This window comes from Klebsiella sp. K47, from assembly GCF_051858335.1.
Lineage (GTDB): Bacteria > Pseudomonadota > Gammaproteobacteria > Enterobacterales > Enterobacteriaceae > Klebsiella > Klebsiella pneumoniae.
Genome location: NZ_JBPYUI010000002.1, coordinates 29,855 through 47,078 on the forward strand (window position 1 = coordinate 29,855; position 17,224 = coordinate 47,078).

The following is a 17,224-nucleotide window of genomic DNA, read 5'->3' on the forward strand; positions in this document are numbered from 1 at the left end:
TTATCAGGGATTTTTAACAGGAGTCAGCGTGGTTACAGGACCTTTTATTAACGCCAGCGCGGTGCTGGTCGGCGGTGTGCTGGGCGCCTTACTCAGCCAACGGTTGCCGGAACGGATCCGCACCGCAATGACCTCTATTTTTGGCCTGGCGTCATTGGGCATCGGCATTTTACTGGTCATTAAGTGCGCCAATCTGCCGGTGATGGTGCTGTCGACCCTGGTGGGGACGCTGCTCGGCGAAATATGCAATATGGAAAAAAGCATCAATACGCTGGTCAGTAAACTCCAGCAGTTGATGTCAGCGAAAGGCAAGAAAAAGGCTTCGGCTCATGAGTCTTATATTCAGAGCTATGTGGCGATTATCGTCCTGTTCTGCGCCAGCGGCACCGGCGTCTTCGGCGCCATGCGCGAAGGGATGACCGGCGACGCCAGCATTCTGATTGCCAAAGCGTTTCTCGACTTTTTCACCGCCACCATCTTCGCCTGCACCCTGGGCATTGCCGTCGCCGCCATCAGCGTACCGATGCTGCTTATCCAGCTGACTCTTGCAGCCTGCGCGGCGATCATTATGCCGCTTACCACGCCGATGATGCTGGCGGATTTCAGCGCCGTCGGCGGCATGCTGCTGGTGGCCACCGGGCTGCGCATCTGCGGGATAAAAATGTTTGCCGTAGTGAATATGCTGCCTGCGCTGGTGTTGGCGATGCCGATTTCCGCGGCCTGGACGCTGTTTTTTGCCTGAAAACGCGTGCTTTTAGCGCAATGTGGTGATAGATTGTTCAGTCTGCTGCAAAACAGATAAATTTCGTTGACGAGGCGCGGCGATTACGGTTTAATGCGCCCCGTTGCCCGGATAGCTCAGTCGGTAGAGCAGGGGATTGAAAATCCCCGTGTCCTTGGTTCGATTCCGAGTCCGGGCACCACTATTTAAAGAACCCGCCCAAAAGGCGGGTTTTTGCTTTTCTGCATCCGGACTCTTCATCGAACTCCGTTCGATTATTCGCCGCACAGCGGCTCACCCCTTCGGGGCCAGCGCGACACGCGCGCTGTTCAACGCCTGCGGCGTTAGTCCGAGTCCGGGCACCACTTTTCTGTTTTTATGCTTCTCTATGCACCCCATCGTTTATTAAATTCAATAGGTTAGATTAAAAATCTTTCCAGATACGTTTCTATTTATCTCTATGTATTCGGAAAATTTGGGGTCAAATTGCGGGTCATTCAGTTCGATGAATGAAGAGACCCTCATGTGACTCTGAATGACAGTAAAATCCGCGCTGCAAAGCCCCTCGCAAAATACTACAAGCTCACCGACACACAAGGTCTGTACCTGACGATATTTATCACCGACTCTAAGCTATGGTATTTCCGCTACCGTTTTGAAGGTGAGGAAATCCTCTGGCCTTTGGCCCTATCCATAGATTACGCTGGCGGAAGCCCACGAAAAGCGCGATGCGGCGCGTAAGCTGCTGATATCCGTAATTATTTGTTTTATAGGTAGTTTAACTTATTTGACATATTAAAAATCGCATTAGTAAAAAACATTCATTTCATTAATAAATTCTTGTCCAAATGGCTTACCGTGGTTCTAGGGTACAGCGAATTTAATTGAAAATTACTCTTGACTGTGTTTTTATACAGTATATATACTGTGAGTATAAAATCGACAAAACGAGGCACACATGATAAATTTCATCCATGATAACAACAAGGTATTATGGATATGCTGCTGCCCATACGAGTCAACAAGCGGTTCTTGAATTTATTTAGAACACTTACATTAGACAAAGCACCACGGCAATCTACCGTAAACTTACATGTTCTAAACATTGAGAGTAACAGTTTTGTTTATAACAAATTGGTTGAGGAATTAAGAGACTTAATAGTCTGTTACGTACATTCGAATAGAAGAATAGCTGAGTTTGAAAAAAATCATCCATCTTTTAGTCCCAAACCATATTTAGAGGCAATACAGAAATTTCGTACCTATACATCAAATGAAGGTGAGTTAGGTGAACTACTATTATACGCATTCCTTGAATCAGGTCTCAACGCACCTAAATTACTATCCAAAATGGAGCTAAAGACTGATGCAAATGATTATATCAAAGGTTCCGATGGTATACATTTATTAGAGATCGACAATAATTATCAACTAATCTTTGGCGAGTCCAAAATGTACTCGGACTTACTGGAGGGGGCTCGTGAAGCGTTTGACTCTATTGCTGACTTTAAAGCCAACGGATTAGGATTTGAACGAGGTCTAATAGATACTCATGTCATAAATGAAATGGTTACTGAAGAAGGATATGAGACAATAAAATCTATACTATTACCTTCAGGAAATAATGGGCCAAACCTTGATCTAGCTTTTGGCGTTTTCCTAGGATTTGAGTTACCTGTTAGTGATACACAATTGTCTATGAGAAACAACGAATTCCGAGATTGGACATATTCATTAGTAAAAAATAATGCTTCTCGTGTAATTGATACGATAGAAAAAAGAATTATAAAGCATAAACTCTTTGGTCACGACTTTCATATATACATTGTCCCTTTCACAGACATAGATATCACTCGTAAAAAATTAATCCAAGAAATGCTAACAATTGGATAAAAATTATGAACGAAAAAGATGTAGCAAGAAAAATCCCATTAGCACAACGTCTTTCGATGGACGCTTATACAAGTAGCTACTTTAAAGAGATCTATAAATATATATCAATTTTATACGATAATTGTTTGTTTAATAATAACGGCACTCATAATCTGCTATTTGTTGACACAACAAAAATAGAGAAAGCTTTACGTTTTGCTGATATTCTATCTCATTCACATGTTGAAGCTCATCGAACAAAATCATTTGAAATCATAAGTAAAATAGCTGCATTTCATTCAGATGATCCTTATTTTAAAATGATAGGTTCAGCGGTCATAAATCGTTTAGGTATATTTGCCGCAGATAATTTAATCTCACAAGGAGTACATTTACCGTTAGACCGAGAAATAGAATCATCCATAAAAAAATCATTCCAAAGAACTACTATAGATGGATTATTTTTTACAGACAAACAATATGAACTTTATCAATCCCTAATTACCTCAAACACTTTAAGCTTTGCCGGCCCTACGTCAATGGGGAAATCGTTTGTCATAAATGAATATATAAAACATATTGTTTTTGGTAATGCTAAAAAAAATATAGTGCTCATAGTCCCAACTAGAGCATTAATTAGCCAAAGTACATTAAAATTAAAAAATGAACTAAGAGATGAAATTGATGGCAATCAGTATAAGATAGTAACAACATCTTACATGCTCAGAGGAGGTATTGATCATAGTAAAGGGTATGTTTTCGTATTGACTCCAGAGAGATTAGTTAGTTTAATTAGTACATGTCCTGATATAATTATTGATTATATTTTTGTCGATGAAGCACAATAACTTACTATTAAAAATGATACACGAAGTCTCGTAACCTATTCCGCGATCGAACAAACATTAAATTTAAATCCAAACGCAAAACTATTTTTCTCATCACCAAATTTATCCAACCCTGAAGTATTTAATGATTTATTTAATCGGGACCATGCTAAAGTTTATCGCAGCATAGAAGGCGCTACAGCTCAGAACTTATACTTTATTGATTTATTAAACAACAAGTTTAGTTATGTTGATAAAAACAAATTAATTGATATAGATAATGTTAATCAGACTTATACATCTGTTAATGATCTTATCTTCCAGATTAACAAAGGGAAAAGTAAGATTATTTACACTGGAGGTATCGATAATACATTATCTCGAACAAGGGATTTCCTACGTTACATAAAGAAATTACAAAGTAACAAGAAACCTCAAAATTTTGATCTAGCATCTCAGGTCCGAGAATTTGTGCATACCGGCTACGAACTTGCTGAAGCTATAGAGTATGGAGTAGCATTTCATTTCGGAAACCTGCCACAAGCAATAAGAGATCTTATTGAATACAACTTTAAAATAGGTAATATTGATTACCTGTTTTGCACATCAACTCTTCTTGAGGGGGTAAATTTACCCGCACGTTCAGTATTTATTTTGACATCAAAAAAGGGTACTAGATATTTTGAACCTGTGGATTTTTGGAATCTCGCAGGCAGAGCTGGAAGACTAGCCATAGAGTTAGCTGGTGATATATTTTGCGTAAAAGATGAAAGTGGGACCTGGAATGATAAAGCGGTAAAAAATTTAATTCTATCCAATAAAAATGAAATTGAACTAACTCCCAGCTTTTATCTTAACGATTCTAAAAGGATTAAAGAGCTAGAACAAATAATAAAAACTGGTTCTACTGAGGGGATTCAAAATAGCGAATTTCTCAGAACACTAAGTGATATGGTAAGGATTGATACCCTACGAACTGACAAAGCCAATAATTTACCACTTATCAATTATTTCAGAAATAATGGAAATAACGATATATTACATTATGCCTTGAAAAGCATAAATAACATTAACATACCTACACATATTTTATTAGCAAATAGCCATATTGCTATTAACTCACAACATAATGCATTTAATTGCATCAGAAATTATTCAATTGACGAACTAAAGTTATCATGGAATCCTACAAATGAAGAAATAAAAGAAAAATTGGCCCTCATATTCAATATTTATCAAATAGATAAATATAGTAAAGGATTAAACCGTCTTAATTTTAATTCAATTCCATATTACGCAGTCATTTTAACTAAGTGGATGCATGGTAATACATTAAGTGAAATTATCTCTGACGCGATTGTTTATTACATATCGAATAGAAAGAATATCTATCTTTCAGATAAGACTCAAGAGCCATTTGATCAAAATAATTCTATTCATATAACAAAATTAGTAAATGATACAATTAAAGATATAGAATTAAAAATAGGTTATCAACTACAAAATTATATTTCACATTATTGCCAACTTCTTTCACTTGTTTTTGAAAATAACCCGGGAGCAAATTGGTCACAATTCATAGAGTTTGGCTCGAATGATCCGATTGTATGGCAACTGCAATTTATGGGATTTTCCAGACATTGTGCAATATTTTTAAAGAAAAACTTCCCTAAACACCTTAAATATGATCAAGAAAACAATCAGTTATACATATTAAACAGAGCTGAAATCAAGTCAAAGGTTAAACAGAACAAATTATATTGGCTTGAAATTCAGGCCCTGCTTTAACATAACCCCCCATCTGAATTACAGATGGGGTGTTATCACAAGTCAGGAATAAACCCCTCGTCCCGCAGAACCTTAATCACCCCACGAATCAGATACGAGTTAGAAAACTTCGCCGTATAGGTACGAGCCCCCTGTTCTACCGGCTGAAGCAGTCCCCGCTCAATCAGCTTACCAAGCTGATAAGTCACCTGCGTCGGTTTCAGATCGGGCAAAACAGCGCGGAGATCGCCCGCTTTTATCGTCCCCAGTTCAACAGAACGTTTCAAAACCTTTGATTCCAGCGGATTTATCACTCCTCTCTCCGACGAAAAATCGATGGCCGGATACAGGATCTTTTCACTCAGGAAAGCGTGGTTTGTCAGTTGATCGACTTTCTTCAGCTCAGAGGAGATCCCCGAAAGCACATATAAGCACCATTCTTCCAGCCCCTGCTCTGTTCCCTTATCGGCTAACGAAAGCATGGCGTAATAGCGTTCACGATCGTTACAAAATACCGCAGTCGGATTGAGTACCCGGCCACCTGCCTGAACATTAAAACCATACTTGATAAGTAACGCATAGGTCAGCAGCCTGACCGTTCGGCCATTACCATTGCCAAAGGGGTGTATCCAGCCAAAGCGGTGATGCACCAGTGCAATCTTCATCAGATCGTACTTTGGCTTATCGGCACGGTTAATAAAGGCGGTCAGTTCCGCCATATAATCAGCAACGCGGATGTGGTCCGGTGGCAGATGGTCAGACTGAGCGATGCTGACATTATGTTGTCGATATGCGCCGGGCGTTCTGTCGCCTTCCTGTTGCAGCCCGACGACAGCCAGACTATGCAACTCGCGGATAAAATATTCCGTTATCTCATCGCCGTTGCTCAGATATTCGTCGATATACTCCATCGCGGCTTCAATATTATTGATTTCTTTGAGCTGGTCCGTCGAACTCTGCGTCCCTTCAACTTTGCTTTCAACATAGTCGGCAAGCGTGGTGTGATTTCCCTCAATCCTTACAGAGCCAAGACTCTCCAGCATGTGGAAAACCGCCTTCAACTGCGCAAACAGGATAGGGTGAACATCGGTTTCCAGCCGCAGGTGTCGGAGTAACTCCAGTTCCGTCAGCGCATCGACCAAAGGGGAGTCAAAGCTGGGGTTCAGAAGCGAGAGTTCAAAGTGATTAAATTGAGCCATGATGTTTAGTTATCTCAACTGGTGCATGACGATATCTCAAAAGTATACCAAAAATACTAATAGAATCTATAAATTAGAAAAAACATCGTTTCTGATTATCTCAAAAACCGTTGTTCCAACATATCAAATATAAGTTTGAAAGATGTTCAACACTAAAGGGAATGGGGCTTTGATTGCATAATGTAGGAGGGGTTGTTTGGCGCTGCTATGTATGGAGTTCCAGCCACTATATGTGGACCTCAGACCGTTATGTGTGGACTTGACTCCACACATAACGAAACCCCATTCGCTAAATAACGATTTTTTTATGGGGCCTTCGTGGGGCGCTGTTTACAAGAAATACCAACAACACCAATAACAAACAGCACGTTAATCGTGGATATGATTCCGAGTCCGCCACTTATTCAGAGAACCCAGCCTATGGCTGGTGTTTGCTTTTCTGCGCCCTATATCTTTGGGTTTCTACCACGCCGTATCCTCTGTGCCATTAAGACCTATTCCCCATAGAATCTTTTCGCAAATACATTTTCAGATATCAGATAACACACTGATTAAAATCGCCATTTTCCCGCTAAAAGCGGCTAGAAACGCCCTTTTCTGGAAATCGATCCGCCCAGGTGGCTGCCCTGCTTTCCCTCCAGATGGCCAAATAGCATCTTATATTCCATTTTGCGCTAAATGACAGAGAAATATTCTTTAAACAACCGTTTTCACAGTTCTAGTATGCAAAAATATCTTAAACGAGTGGGTAAATGGTTATGTCACTTTTTCATTCCGTGAGCGACCTGATCGGTCATACTCCCCTGCTCCAGTTGCACAAACTGGATACCGGGCCCTGCAGTCTGTTTTTAAAACTGGAAAATCAGAACCCCGGCGGGTCAATTAAAGATCGGGTTGCGCTGTCGATGATTAATGAAGCCGAGCGCCAGGGAAAACTGGCGCCCGGGGGAACGATTATCGAAGCCACCGCCGGCAACACCGGTCTCGGCCTGGCGCTGATCGCGGCGCAGAAAAATTACCGCCTGATCCTGGTGGTGCCGGACAAAATGAGCCGCGAGAAAATCTTTCATCTGCGGGCGCTGGGCGCGACGGTGCTGCTCACCCGCTCCGACGTCAATAAAGGCCACCCGGCCTACTACCAGGATTATGCCCGCCGCCTTGCCGATGAAACGCCGGGCGCCTTTTATATCGACCAGTTTAACAACGACGCTAATCCGCTGGCCCATGCCACCTCCACTGCGCCGGAGCTTTATCAGCAGCTGGAGGGCGACATCGACGCCATCGTCGTCGGCGTCGGCTCCGGCGGCACGCTGGGTGGGCTTCAGGCCTGGTTTGCTGAGCACTCGCCGAAAACGGAATTTATTCTCGCCGATCCGGCGGGTTCGATCCTAGCCGATCAGGTCGACACCGGACGCTACGGCGAAACGGGATCCTGGCTGGTCGAAGGGATCGGCGAAGATTTTATCCCGCCGCTGGCCAGGCTGGAGGGGGTACATACCGCGTATCGCGTCAGCGACCGCGAAGCATTCCAGACTGCGCGCCAGCTGCTGCAGGTCGAAGGCGTGCTGGCCGGCTCTTCCACCGGCACCCTGCTCAGCGCCGCGCTGCGCTACTGCCGGACGCAAAGCCGTCCGAAACGGGTAGTAACCTTCGCCTGCGACAGCGGCAATAAATACCTGTCCAAAATGTTCAACGACGACTGGATGCGCCAGCAAGGACTGATCGCCCGCCCCGAACAGGGCGATCTCAGTGATTTTATCGCCCTGCGCCATGACGAAGGCGCTACCGTCACGGCCGCGCCGGACGACACCCTGGCCGCGGTCTTTACCCGCATGCGGCTGTATGACATCTCCCAGCTGCCGGTTCTGGAGGATGGCCGCGTGGTCGGCATCGTCGATGAGTGGGATTTGATCCGCCACGTACAGGGCGATCGCCAACGCTTCTCCCTACCGGTTAGCGAAGCGATGAGTCGCCATGTTGAAACCCTCGATAAGCATGCGCCCGAGAGCGAACTGCAGGCCATTCTCGATCGCGGTCTGGTGGCGGTGATCGCTGACAACGCGCGTTTTCTTGGCCTGGTCACCCGCAGCGATGTATTGACCGCCTGGCGTAACCGAGTCGCACAATAAGGAATTTTTTATGTCATCTATCCACACCCTGAGTGTACATAGCGGAACCTTCACCGACAGCCACGGCGCAGTGATGCCGCCGATTTATGCCACCTCCACTTTTGCTCAGCCAGCGCCGGGGCAGCATACCGGTTATGAATATTCCCGCAGCGGGAATCCCACCCGCCACGCGCTGGAGACGGCGATCGCCGACCTGGAAAACGGCACGCGCGGCTACGCGTTCGCCTCCGGGCTGGCCGCCATCTCCACCGTGCTGGAGCTGCTGGATAAGGACAGTCACCTGGTGGCGGTCGATGATGTGTATGGCGGCACTTACCGCCTGCTGGAAAACGTTCGCCGCCGTAGCGCGGGTCTGCAGGTGAGCTGGGTGAAACCCGACGACCTGGCGGGAATTGAAGCGGCGATCCGCCCCGACACCCGCATGATCTGGGTGGAAACGCCCACCAACCCGCTGCTGAAGCTCGCGGATCTCAGCGCCATCGCCGCCATCGCGCGCCGCCATAACCTGATCAGCGTCGCCGATAACACCTTTGCTTCGCCGGCGATCCATCGCCCGCTGGAGCATGGGTTTGATATTGTGGTGCACTCCGCGACCAAGTACCTCAACGGCCATTCCGATGTCGTCGCCGGCCTGGCGGTGGTTGGCGATAACTCCGGGCTCGCGGAAAAGCTTGGCTATCTGCAGAATGCGGTAGGCGGCGTGCTTGACCCGTTCAGCAGCTTCCTGACGCTGCGCGGCATCCGTACCCTGGCGCTGCGGATGGAGCGCCACAGCGCGAACGCGCTGCAGCTCGCCGAATGGCTGGAACAGCAGCCGGAAGTGGAGCGAGTCTGGTTTCCCTGGCTGGCTTCGCACCCGCATCATCAGCTGGCGCGCCAGCAAATGGCCCTGCCCGGCGGCATGATTTCGGTGGTGGTGAAGGGCGATGAAGGTTACGCCGAGCGCATCATCAGCAAGCTGCGCTGGTTTACGCTTGCGGAGAGCCTGGGCGGCGTGGAGAGTCTGGTGAGCCAGCCCTTCAGCATGACCCATGCCTCGATCCCGCTGGAGAAACGCCTGGCGAACGGTATCACACCGCAGCTGATCCGCCTGTCGGTGGGGATCGAAGATCCCAACGATCTGATTGCCGACTGGCAGCAGGCGCTGCGGGCGGAGTGATTATTCCGACGCGCGGGTCGTTGTCAGCGCGTCGGCCATTCCCTGCTGAAGGTGGGCGATAAACTGCGTCAGCTTCGGCAGGGGCCGACGATCCTGGCGCCAGAGCAGATGCACAGGCCGCGGCTGCGGAGTCCACGCCTCCAGCACGCGCACCAGGCTGCCGCTGGCCAGCGCATCGGCCAGCAGTACCTCCGGCTGCATCAGCAGCCCGGCCCCGGCGATCGCCGCCTGGCGCAGCGCGTAGCCATCGTTGCAGCGCAAAACCGCATCGCGTTTCCAGCGCACTTCTCCCTCTACGCCCGGCAGCCGCCACTCGTTGCGGGCGGTCCAGACCGTATGGGACAGACAGAGATGATCGGCGAGATCCTCTGGCGTCCCGGGGGTCCCGTAACGCGCCAGATAAGCCGGCGCGGCGCAGATCACCATCCGATAAGGCGCCAGGTAGCGAGCCACCAGATCCTCCTGATGGATCTCGCCGATACGGATCGCCAGATCGAACCCCTCATCCACCAGATCGACCATCCGGTTAGTCAGATCCAGTTCCACCCGGACCGCAGGCCAGACCTGCAGGAAGGTGGCGGTCAGGGGCGCGATCACGCTGGCGCCGAACGAGGTGGGAGCGCTCACCCGCAGGGTGCCGGCCGGCGCCAGCCGCAGCCGCTCGACCGCGCTTTCGGCGATGGAGACCTGCTCCATCACCCGTTTCGCTTCGTCAAAATAGACTCGCCCGGCGTCGGTGAGGCTCTGGCGTCGGGTGTTACGCTCCAGCAGACGCGTCGCCAGCTGGCTTTCCAACTGGGCGATATATTTCCCAACCATCACCGCCGACAGCCCCAGGCGCGACGCCGCCCCGGTAAAGCTGCCGCACTCCACCACGGCAATAAACGTCTCCATCCCTCGTAATTTGTCCATATTGCTAACCTCTGGTTAGTAATGTTCTAACTTTTAGCCAGTTTATCCGAGATTACTTTTATTAAAAAATAGCCTCTCACCTCATCAGGAGTCTGCCATGAAAATTATCGTTATCGGTGCCAGCGGCACCATCGGTCGCGCGGTCAGCGAAGAACTGAGTCAGAGACATGAGGTTATCCGCGTCGGCCGCACCCGGGGAGATTATCAGGTGGATATCACCTCGCAGGAGAGCGTCGAGGCGCTATTTGCCCAAACGGGTGAAGTAGATGCCATCGTCTCCACCACCGGCAATCTGCACTTTGGGCCGTTAAGCACCATGACCGACAGCCAGTTCAACCTCGGACTGCAGGACAAGCTGCTGGGACAAATTCGCCTGGCGCTGGTCGGCCAGCATTTTCTGCGCGACGGGGGGTCGATTACCCTGGTCAGCGGTATTGTCGCGCAGGAACCCATTGCTCAGGGGGTCAATGCCACGACGGTCAACGCCGGTCTGGAAGGCTTTGTCCGCGCCGCCGCCTGCGAACTGCCGCGCGGGATCCGCATCAATCTCATCAGCCCCACCGTGCTCAGCGAGTCGCTGGCGGCCTACGGCGACTTTTTCCCGGGCTTCCCCAGCGTTCCCGCCGCCGCCGTGGCGCAGGCCTATCGCCGCAGCATTGAAGGCGTTCAGACCGGCCGCATCTACCCGGTCGGCTACTAGCCTGTGCCGGCCCGCCGGGGCCGGCGCTTACATCAGGCCGTCGTTGCAGGTACACTGACGGCTGATTGTCTCCGGCCGAAAAACTGATGTTGAAAAAATTATCCTTAATTATCCCGCTACTGGCGCTTATCGCGCTGCTGGTCTGGTGGTTCACCCCGCATTACACCGAGGAAGATGAAGCTTACTACCGGGCGGTATTTTGCATAATCGATCATGACGACAGCCGCCAGTTCCTCCACGATATGCAGAATATCGTCGAGGGGGGAAATTCTGACTACGCGCTGCATAAAACCCATTACCTTCCGGCGCTGGGGCAGCGGATGCTGGATACCTGGCGCCAGCTCAGCCCGCAGGAACAGCAGGCGCTGCGTCAGGACAAGCAGCGCTGCGGCGAGATATTGCGCGAAAAACAACAGGGGAAATCATCCTGACGAGTTGGCAAAATTGCAGCATATCGCCAGCGTCGAATAAGATTGTGCTGTTGATGACCGGATCGCTGTCACAAAATATCCGGTCGTCGTCGCGTCACAGTACGACGTTTTTTCTGCGGCGGAATACGATAAAAAGTAGTTGATCTGGTACGAACTAACTCTTATTTTGCTTCACAGTTTTCAAAATGAGATAAAACTGATGCCTGTCATTATTGCCAGTAGTGTTAAAGAAGCCAAAGCGTTAATTAACGGTGGAAAATACAGGGAAATTATTCTTAACTTCGATATTGATGCCGATGACTTTTTCTCTCTCGCCAGCCATTCCGCCGGAACTAAAATCTCCATCGCCGACCGCAACGATCGCTCTCCGGTAGAATCAGCAAAATAATTAACCCGCGAGGGACGTCTATGTGGTTGTTTATTGGAACCTTTGCGCTGGCTTTTCTCGCAGCGCTGATGCTGGTCTGGCTCGATGACCGGATCGCCGAAACGGATTGACCCTGCGCTGGACGTTAACGTCACGCAGGGCTGCGCGCCGCCGAAAAGCGGCGCACAGCAGAGACGTTACAGGGAGGCCGCCAGCCGCTCAACGGCCGTCAGCAATCCGGCTTCTGACACCGTGGAGTAAGAAAGACGCAGGGTACGGGTATCCGGCTTATCGTGATAGAACGCTTCACCCGGGACGTACACCACGCCGTTTTCCAGCGTTTTCTTCATCCATTCCATGGTATCGAACGGATAGCGGAAACGCGCCCACAGGAACATCCCCCCCTGCGGGCGGCTGAATTCCAGGTGCTCGCCAAGGCGGCTTTCCAGCGCATCGGCCAGCGCCACGCACTTCTTGCGGTAGTCTTCGCGAATCAACGCAATCTGGTTATCCAGCCGGTTCAGACTGAGGTATTCCGCAGTGATCACCTGCGACAGCATATTGGTATGCAGATCCGCCGCCTGCTTCACAATCACCGTCTGCTGCGCCAGCCAGTCCGGCATGACGATCCAGCCGATACGCATCCCTGGCGCGAGGATTTTCGAAAAAGTCGAGGTGTAAACCACCTGATCTTCACAGCCCAGCTCGACAGCATGCTGATAGAGCGGGCGCCGAACGGCGTCAGTAAAGCTAATTTCGCCGTAGGGATCGTCTTCCAGAATGACGAAATCATATTGTTTCGCCAGCTCAACCAACCGGCGACGACGCGCCTCGCTCAGCGTTTTGCCGCCGGGATTGCCGAACGTCGGCACCAGGTAAACAGCTTTGACGCGGGTGGTCTCCAGCAGGTCGGCCAACTGCTCCACCAGCATCCCGTCATCGTCGGTGTCAACGCTGAGAATATTGGCCTGCGCCAGCTGAAATACCTGCAGCGCCGCCAGATAAGTGGGACGCTCAACGACGATAGTATCGCCCGGATCGAGCAGCGTACGGGCAACGATATCCAGCGATTGCTGGGAGCCGGAGGTGATATAGACCTGGGCGGCTGAACAGGCGACGCCACGGGAGTGGCAAATTTCACTCACCGCCTGGCGCAGCGGCGGGTAGCCTTCCGTCAGACCGTACTGGAATGCGTCATTAAAACGCTCGCTCATCACCTTCTGCACCGCCAGCTCCAGGCCTTCGGTATCAAACAGTTCCGGGGCCGGAATGCCGCCGCCAAGCGAAATCACGCCGGGCAGTTTACTGTGCTTGAGAAGTTCGCGGACGGCGGAGGGCTTGAGTTCACCCGCGCGGGCGGCGAGACGCCGATCGTGCATACTATTTTCCTTTTCTGTCTTGTTGTTGTGTTAATTATCTTGGCTTCGTTGCAGGTGCTCCCCGGCGGCGCTTACCATGCCGGGGCTATCCTTTTCAGTACGTTGTCACCCGGACAGGGGTATGCCGCTACCCGGGTTTCGTACGTCATGCTTTGTCTTTCAAAACGATTAACGGCTCGATATCGCTCTCTTTTTTCACCACCAGCGACGAATCGCCGCGCAGGCAGGTACCGCCGTAGTTACCGCCGACGGTAAATGTGCACACCTGAATGTACTTACCGTCCACTTTCGGCAGGCACCACAGCTGCTGGTAGATATTCTTGCGATCGACAAACTGGCCGCCGGTCTTATCCAGAAGTTCATCCTGAGGGCCGATCAGGTCGATATTGTTACCGCAGCGCCCGGAAATAGGCTTCACCGCATAGCCGGTTTTCGCCAGCTCGTCGTTAACCTCAAAATCGGTATCCAGCAGATAGCGATGATGCGGGAACAGCGACCACAGCACCGGCAGAATGGCTTTGTTGCCGGGGATCACCGTCCACAGGGGTTCGAATACCAATACTTCAGGACGCAGCAGGACGTCAATCAGCCGCACCTCATTCTGCGGATGTCCGGTACGAATCGGTACCGCCGCGTACTCCTCGGCGCTGACTTCGCGCACCTGCTCAATGGCGGTTTCCCATGCCCAGGTTTTCCAGACGCAGTTGACCAGCCGCCCGTCGGCGTCGATCAGCTGACCGGCAGCGTCCCAGCGCAGCTCATCAAGGCCAAAGAGAATTTTGCTCTCAAAACCGGCCTGGGTCAGCGAACGCTGAATAAACTGCGCGTGGTAGTTCTCTTCCAGATCCTTGTCCTGCATGATGTGGACGAAGGGCCGCGCCCGGCTGTGTTTCCACGCCCCCGCCAGCTCATCGAGCAGACCTTCCGCCGGATTGTGGCCGGTGCCGTAGTAGCCCTGCTTCAGCCACTGTTCGAGGATCAGCCCGCCTTCGGTATGGCAGGAAGCGGAATCGGCATTGTACTCGTACACCTTCAGCCCGCGCTCGTCCATGCAAAAATCCATGCGCCCGGTGATCATATGATGACGGCGGCGCTGCCACGAGAGGCGCAGACGAGGCCAGAGAATTTTCGGAATATCGAACAGCGCCAGCAGGTTGTCATCCTTCATCACCTTATCGGTGGCGTGCAGATACATCAGGTGCAGCTCGTTGGTGGCTTTGATCAGCTCCTGTTCGGCACTTTCGCTGATGGTGAAATACTGATAGGGATCCTGGTTGATGAAATGACCGTTGGCTGCCACGTAGGCTTTCTGCAGCGGGTCTTTCTCGTTCAGCCATTTACCGCGAAACTGGCCGTTGTTTGGCAGCCGCGCGCCTTTGATGGCCATCGCCTCGCCCGGCAGCACCGGCTGCGGCAGGCTGTGTTCGGTATCGGCGGTCTGGATCATCCAGCCTAAAATTTCGGTATCGGCAAAGGTATCTTTGATGGTGTACCGGCCGTCGTTGACCTCGAGGGTCAGCTCGCGGGTCCACTGCTGGCCCTGCGGCAGCGGCGAGTGAATCACGTTCTGCTCGGCGATACGCACCTTATTGCCGACAAGCTGGGTGATCACCGCCACATGGCCGGTGTGCTTAAACTCGCCCCCCTTCTGCCAGATCAGCAGCGAACCAGCGATAGGCGGACGGCGGGAGCCGTTGGCGAAGGCCTGCAGCGGCAGAATATTGTCATTGACCACTTCGCGCAGGAAACGCAGGGAGAAGATTTCATAAGCCATCCCCACATCGGTGAAGACAAAGCCATAGGTCAGGAACAGAAAGCGGCGCGCAAACTCCACGCACTGCCATTTATGCCCCATATACTCATTACCGATGTAGCTGCGAAACGTCGCGTCATCCGGGTAGTCCTGCGGATTTAAGCTACTGTAATTCGATGAATAAATCGCTACGCCACCGGGTGCATAGCCTAACAATGTCCCAAACGGGGCGTCACTGCTTGTCGATCCTTTGCTCATTTAGCCTGACCTCAAATTAATGCAGCCCGGGCAGTTGGCGAAACAAAACTCCCTCTTCTTATCCTGCCGCAGGCACTTACCAGACAGAGGTGTAACGATGATACCACTCATTCGTTTCGCTAATCGTGCCGTTAAGGAAAATAACCCTGCAGCCGGAAACAAAAGTGATATCGTTATCGGTGATATAACAAAAAAACAACGCAACATCAGGAGTCGACAATGAGCACACCCTCGCATCTGAATGCCCAACCGCTGGTCTGGGGACACGGCCCGCGGACGTTTGAGGTGTTCCTTGAGCCCACCTGCCCCTACTCTGTCCGCGCGTTTAATAAACTCGACGATCTGCTCGATGAGGTCGGCGCCGATAACGTGACCATCAAGATACGCCTGCAGTCGCAGCCGTGGCATCTGTTCTCCGGGGTTATCGTCCGCTGCATCCTCGCCGCGTCCACCCTGCCGCACGGCAGAGAGCAGGCGCATAAGGTGATGCAGGCCGTGGCCGACCATCGGGAAGAGTTTGAGTTTACCGATCACTGCAGCGGGCCGAATATGAACGCCACGCCGCAGCAAATCATTGAGCGCATTGAACGCTACAGTCACGTGCTGCTGGGGGCCGCCTTTGCCCGCCCGGAGCTGCAGGACGTGATCAAGTGGCACAGTAAATACGCCCGTCAGAACGGCATCCATGTCTCGCCGACCTTTATGGTCAACGGCCTGGTGCAGCCGGATCTGGGCAGCGGCGATGATGTCAGCGTGTGGGCCGCGCGGATTATGGCCTGAGGTCACCTGCTACACTTTTTGTACATCCACGAAAAAGGCAAACCAGCATGTCAGAGCAAAACTACCAGCCACCAAAAGTGTGGGAATGGAAGCAAAACAGCGGCGGCGCGTTCGCCAACATCAACCGTCCCGTTTCCGGCGCGACTCATGAACGCGTCCTGCCGGTGGGAACCCATCCGCTCCAGCTATACTCACTCGGCACGCCCAACGGCCAGAAGGTGACGATCATGCTGGAGGAGCTGCTGGCGCTGGGCGTCAGCGGCGCGGAGTACGACGCCTGGCTGATACGCATTGGCGAAGGGGATCAGTTTTCCAGCGGCTTTGTCGAGATCAACCCGAACTCGAAGATCCCGGCCCTCAGCGACCATTCCACCACGCCGCCGACCCGGGTATTTGAGTCCGGCAACATTCTTCTCTATCTGGCGGAAAAATTTGGTTTCTTCCTGCCGAAAGATCCTGCCGGTCGCACCGAAACCCTCAACTGGCTGTTCTGGCTGCAGGGCGCGGCGCCGTTCCTCGGCGGCGGCTTCGGCCACTTCTATAACTATGCGCCAGTGAAGATCGAGTACGCGATCGACCGCTTTACGATGGAAGCTAAACGCCAGCTCGACGTGCTGGACAAACAGCTCGCCCGCGGTCGCTATGTGGCCGGCGAGGAGTACACCATCGCCGATATGGCTGTCTGGCCGTGGTATGGCAACGTAGTGCTGGGCAATGTCTATAACGCGGCGGAGTTCCTCGACGCCGGGAGCTATAAAAACGTGCTGCGCTGGGCGCAGGATGTCGGCAACCGCCCGGCCGTCAAGCGCGGACGCATCGTCAACCGCACCAACGGCCCGCTCAATGAGCAGCTGCATGAGCGCCATGACGCCCGCGACTTTGACACCCAAACGGAAGATAAGCGCCAGGCGTAAGGTCTTCACCCTTTCCCGTTGACGGGAAAGGGTTCCCACCACAGGACGGTTCCGCC

The 17,224-nt window shown here is 51.3% G+C and carries 16 protein-coding genes, 1 tRNA gene and 1 pseudogene; 13 read left to right on the top strand and 5 right to left on the bottom strand.

All coding sequences use genetic code 11. The features are described from left to right. The first annotated feature begins 28 nt into the window (after positions 1-28). The 6 genes and pseudogenes from RRF55_RS01885 (at position 29) to RRF55_RS01910 (ending at position 5,208) form a co-directional block, all read left to right on the top strand. The gene (locus tag RRF55_RS01885; protein ID WP_439419083.1) at positions 29-742 is read left to right on the top strand and encodes a DUF554 domain-containing protein; all 714 of its coding nucleotides are present in this window, start codon (positions 29-31) and stop codon (positions 740-742) included. Positions 743-847: 105 nt separating this feature from the next. Beyond that, a tRNA-Phe gene (locus tag RRF55_RS01890) sits at positions 848-923 on the top strand. A 323-nt stretch (positions 924-1,246) separates the two neighbouring features. After that, positions 1,247-1,481, top strand: a pseudogene (locus RRF55_RS01895) (Arm DNA-binding domain-containing protein); the annotation flags it as partial. A gap of 233 nt (positions 1,482-1,714) precedes the next feature. Further along, positions 1,715-2,614 carry a HamA C-terminal domain-containing protein gene (locus RRF55_RS01900; RefSeq protein ID WP_223175346.1) on the top strand — a complete coding sequence of 300 codons (900 nt, stop codon included), beginning with the start codon at positions 1,715-1,717 and terminating at the stop codon, positions 2,612-2,614. Positions 2,615-2,619: 5 nt separating this feature from the next. Beyond that, the gene (locus tag RRF55_RS01905) at positions 2,620-3,441 is read left to right on the top strand and encodes a DEAD/DEAH box helicase (RefSeq protein ID WP_225314222.1); all 822 of its coding nucleotides are present in this window, start codon (positions 2,620-2,622) and stop codon (positions 3,439-3,441) included. 384 nt (positions 3,442-3,825) lie between these two features. After that, the gene (locus RRF55_RS01910) at positions 3,826-5,208 is read left to right on the top strand and encodes a helicase-related protein (RefSeq protein ID WP_335852995.1); all 1,383 of its coding nucleotides are present in this window, start codon (positions 3,826-3,828) and stop codon (positions 5,206-5,208) included. A gap of 35 nt (positions 5,209-5,243) precedes the next feature. On the opposite strand, the gene RRF55_RS01915 is transcribed toward RRF55_RS01910, so the two are convergent. Further along, a complete protein-coding gene (locus RRF55_RS01915) occupies positions 5,244-6,386 on the bottom strand; it encodes a Fic family protein (protein WP_032415549.1) in 1,143 nt (380 codons plus the stop codon). 752 nt (positions 6,387-7,138) lie between these two features. Here RRF55_RS01915 and RRF55_RS01920 point away from each other — a divergent pair. Next, entirely contained in the window at positions 7,139-8,515 is a 1,377-nt protein-coding gene (locus RRF55_RS01920; protein WP_075211305.1) for a pyridoxal-phosphate dependent enzyme, read from the top strand. A gap of 10 nt (positions 8,516-8,525) precedes the next feature. Beyond that, the gene (locus RRF55_RS01925) at positions 8,526-9,674 is read left to right on the top strand and encodes a trans-sulfuration enzyme family protein (protein WP_020316731.1); all 1,149 of its coding nucleotides are present in this window, start codon (positions 8,526-8,528) and stop codon (positions 9,672-9,674) included. On the opposite strand, the gene RRF55_RS01930 is transcribed toward RRF55_RS01925, so the two are convergent. Beyond that, on the bottom strand, positions 9,675-10,586 hold the full coding sequence (locus RRF55_RS01930; RefSeq protein ID WP_004188550.1) for a LysR family transcriptional regulator: 912 nt from the start codon (positions 10,584-10,586) through the stop codon (positions 9,675-9,677). A gap of 97 nt (positions 10,587-10,683) precedes the next feature. Between RRF55_RS01930 and RRF55_RS01935 the strand changes: the two genes are divergently transcribed. From RRF55_RS01935 to RRF55_RS01945, 3 genes are all read left to right on the top strand, one after another. Continuing rightward, entirely contained in the window at positions 10,684-11,286 is a 603-nt protein-coding gene (locus tag RRF55_RS01935) for a short chain dehydrogenase (protein ID WP_004174410.1), read from the top strand. A gap of 86 nt (positions 11,287-11,372) precedes the next feature. After that, the gene (locus RRF55_RS01940) at positions 11,373-11,717 is read left to right on the top strand and encodes a hypothetical protein (RefSeq protein ID WP_004185642.1); all 345 of its coding nucleotides are present in this window, start codon (positions 11,373-11,375) and stop codon (positions 11,715-11,717) included. Positions 11,718-11,916: 199 nt separating this feature from the next. Continuing rightward, entirely contained in the window at positions 11,917-12,105 is a 189-nt protein-coding gene (locus RRF55_RS01945) for a hypothetical protein (protein ID WP_002916738.1), read from the top strand. A gap of 176 nt (positions 12,106-12,281) precedes the next feature. On the opposite strand, the gene RRF55_RS01950 is transcribed toward RRF55_RS01945, so the two are convergent. From RRF55_RS01950 to RRF55_RS01960, 3 genes are all read right to left on the bottom strand, one after another. Continuing rightward, positions 12,282-13,463: a PLP-dependent aminotransferase family protein gene (locus RRF55_RS01950; protein WP_032432258.1), complete on the bottom strand. Its 1,182-nt coding sequence runs from the start codon at positions 13,461-13,463 to the stop codon at positions 12,282-12,284. Positions 13,464-13,608: 145 nt separating this feature from the next. Beyond that, a complete protein-coding gene (gss, locus tag RRF55_RS01955) occupies positions 13,609-15,474 on the bottom strand; it encodes a bifunctional glutathionylspermidine amidase/synthase (protein WP_064153296.1) in 1,866 nt (621 codons plus the stop codon). 76 nt (positions 15,475-15,550) lie between these two features. Next, entirely contained in the window at positions 15,551-15,673 is a 123-nt protein-coding gene (locus tag RRF55_RS01960) for a hypothetical protein (protein WP_004217169.1), read from the bottom strand. A gap of 20 nt (positions 15,674-15,693) precedes the next feature. Here RRF55_RS01960 and RRF55_RS01965 point away from each other — a divergent pair, with 20 nt between their 5' ends. Together RRF55_RS01965 and yghU are read left to right on the top strand one after the other, a co-directional pair. Further along, positions 15,694-16,254 (top strand): DsbA family protein, encoded by a 561-nt coding sequence (locus RRF55_RS01965; RefSeq protein ID WP_004150918.1) that lies wholly within the window; start codon positions 15,694-15,696, stop codon positions 16,252-16,254. Positions 16,255-16,301: 47 nt separating this feature from the next. Then, positions 16,302-17,168, top strand: coding sequence for a glutathione-dependent disulfide-bond oxidoreductase (gene yghU, locus RRF55_RS01970; protein ID WP_002916742.1), 867 nt, complete (start codon positions 16,302-16,304; stop codon positions 17,166-17,168). Positions 17,169-17,224: the final 56 nt, after the last annotated feature.

Bases quoted from the DNA above. Each gene is read 5' to 3' on its own strand.
- RRF55_RS01940 (WP_004185642.1), top strand. From the start codon at position 11,373: ATGTTGAAAAAATTATCCTTAATTATCCCGCTACTGGCGCTTATCGCG.
- RRF55_RS01915 (WP_032415549.1), bottom strand. From the start codon at position 6,386: ATGGCTCAATTTAATCACTTTGAACTCTCGCTTCTGAACCCCAGCTTT.
- RRF55_RS01945 (WP_002916738.1), top strand. From the start codon at position 11,917: ATGCCTGTCATTATTGCCAGTAGTGTTAAAGAAGCCAAAGCGTTAATT.
- RRF55_RS01905 (WP_225314222.1), top strand. From the start codon at position 2,620: ATGAACGAAAAAGATGTAGCAAGAAAAATCCCATTAGCACAACGTCTT.
- RRF55_RS01965 (WP_004150918.1), top strand. From the start codon at position 15,694: ATGAGCACACCCTCGCATCTGAATGCCCAACCGCTGGTCTGGGGACAC.
- RRF55_RS01930 (WP_004188550.1), bottom strand. From the start codon at position 10,586: ATGGACAAATTACGAGGGATGGAGACGTTTATTGCCGTGGTGGAGTGC.
- RRF55_RS01900 (WP_223175346.1), top strand. From the start codon at position 1,715: ATGGATATGCTGCTGCCCATACGAGTCAACAAGCGGTTCTTGAATTTA.
- yghU (WP_002916742.1), top strand. From the start codon at position 16,302: ATGTCAGAGCAAAACTACCAGCCACCAAAAGTGTGGGAATGGAAGCAA.
- RRF55_RS01925 (WP_020316731.1), top strand. From the start codon at position 8,526: ATGTCATCTATCCACACCCTGAGTGTACATAGCGGAACCTTCACCGAC.
- RRF55_RS01935 (WP_004174410.1), top strand. From the start codon at position 10,684: ATGAAAATTATCGTTATCGGTGCCAGCGGCACCATCGGTCGCGCGGTC.
- RRF55_RS01920 (WP_075211305.1), top strand. From the start codon at position 7,139: ATGGTTATGTCACTTTTTCATTCCGTGAGCGACCTGATCGGTCATACT.
- gss (WP_064153296.1), bottom strand. From the start codon at position 15,474: ATGAGCAAAGGATCGACAAGCAGTGACGCCCCGTTTGGGACATTGTTA.
- RRF55_RS01950 (WP_032432258.1), bottom strand. From the start codon at position 13,463: ATGCACGATCGGCGTCTCGCCGCCCGCGCGGGTGAACTCAAGCCCTCC.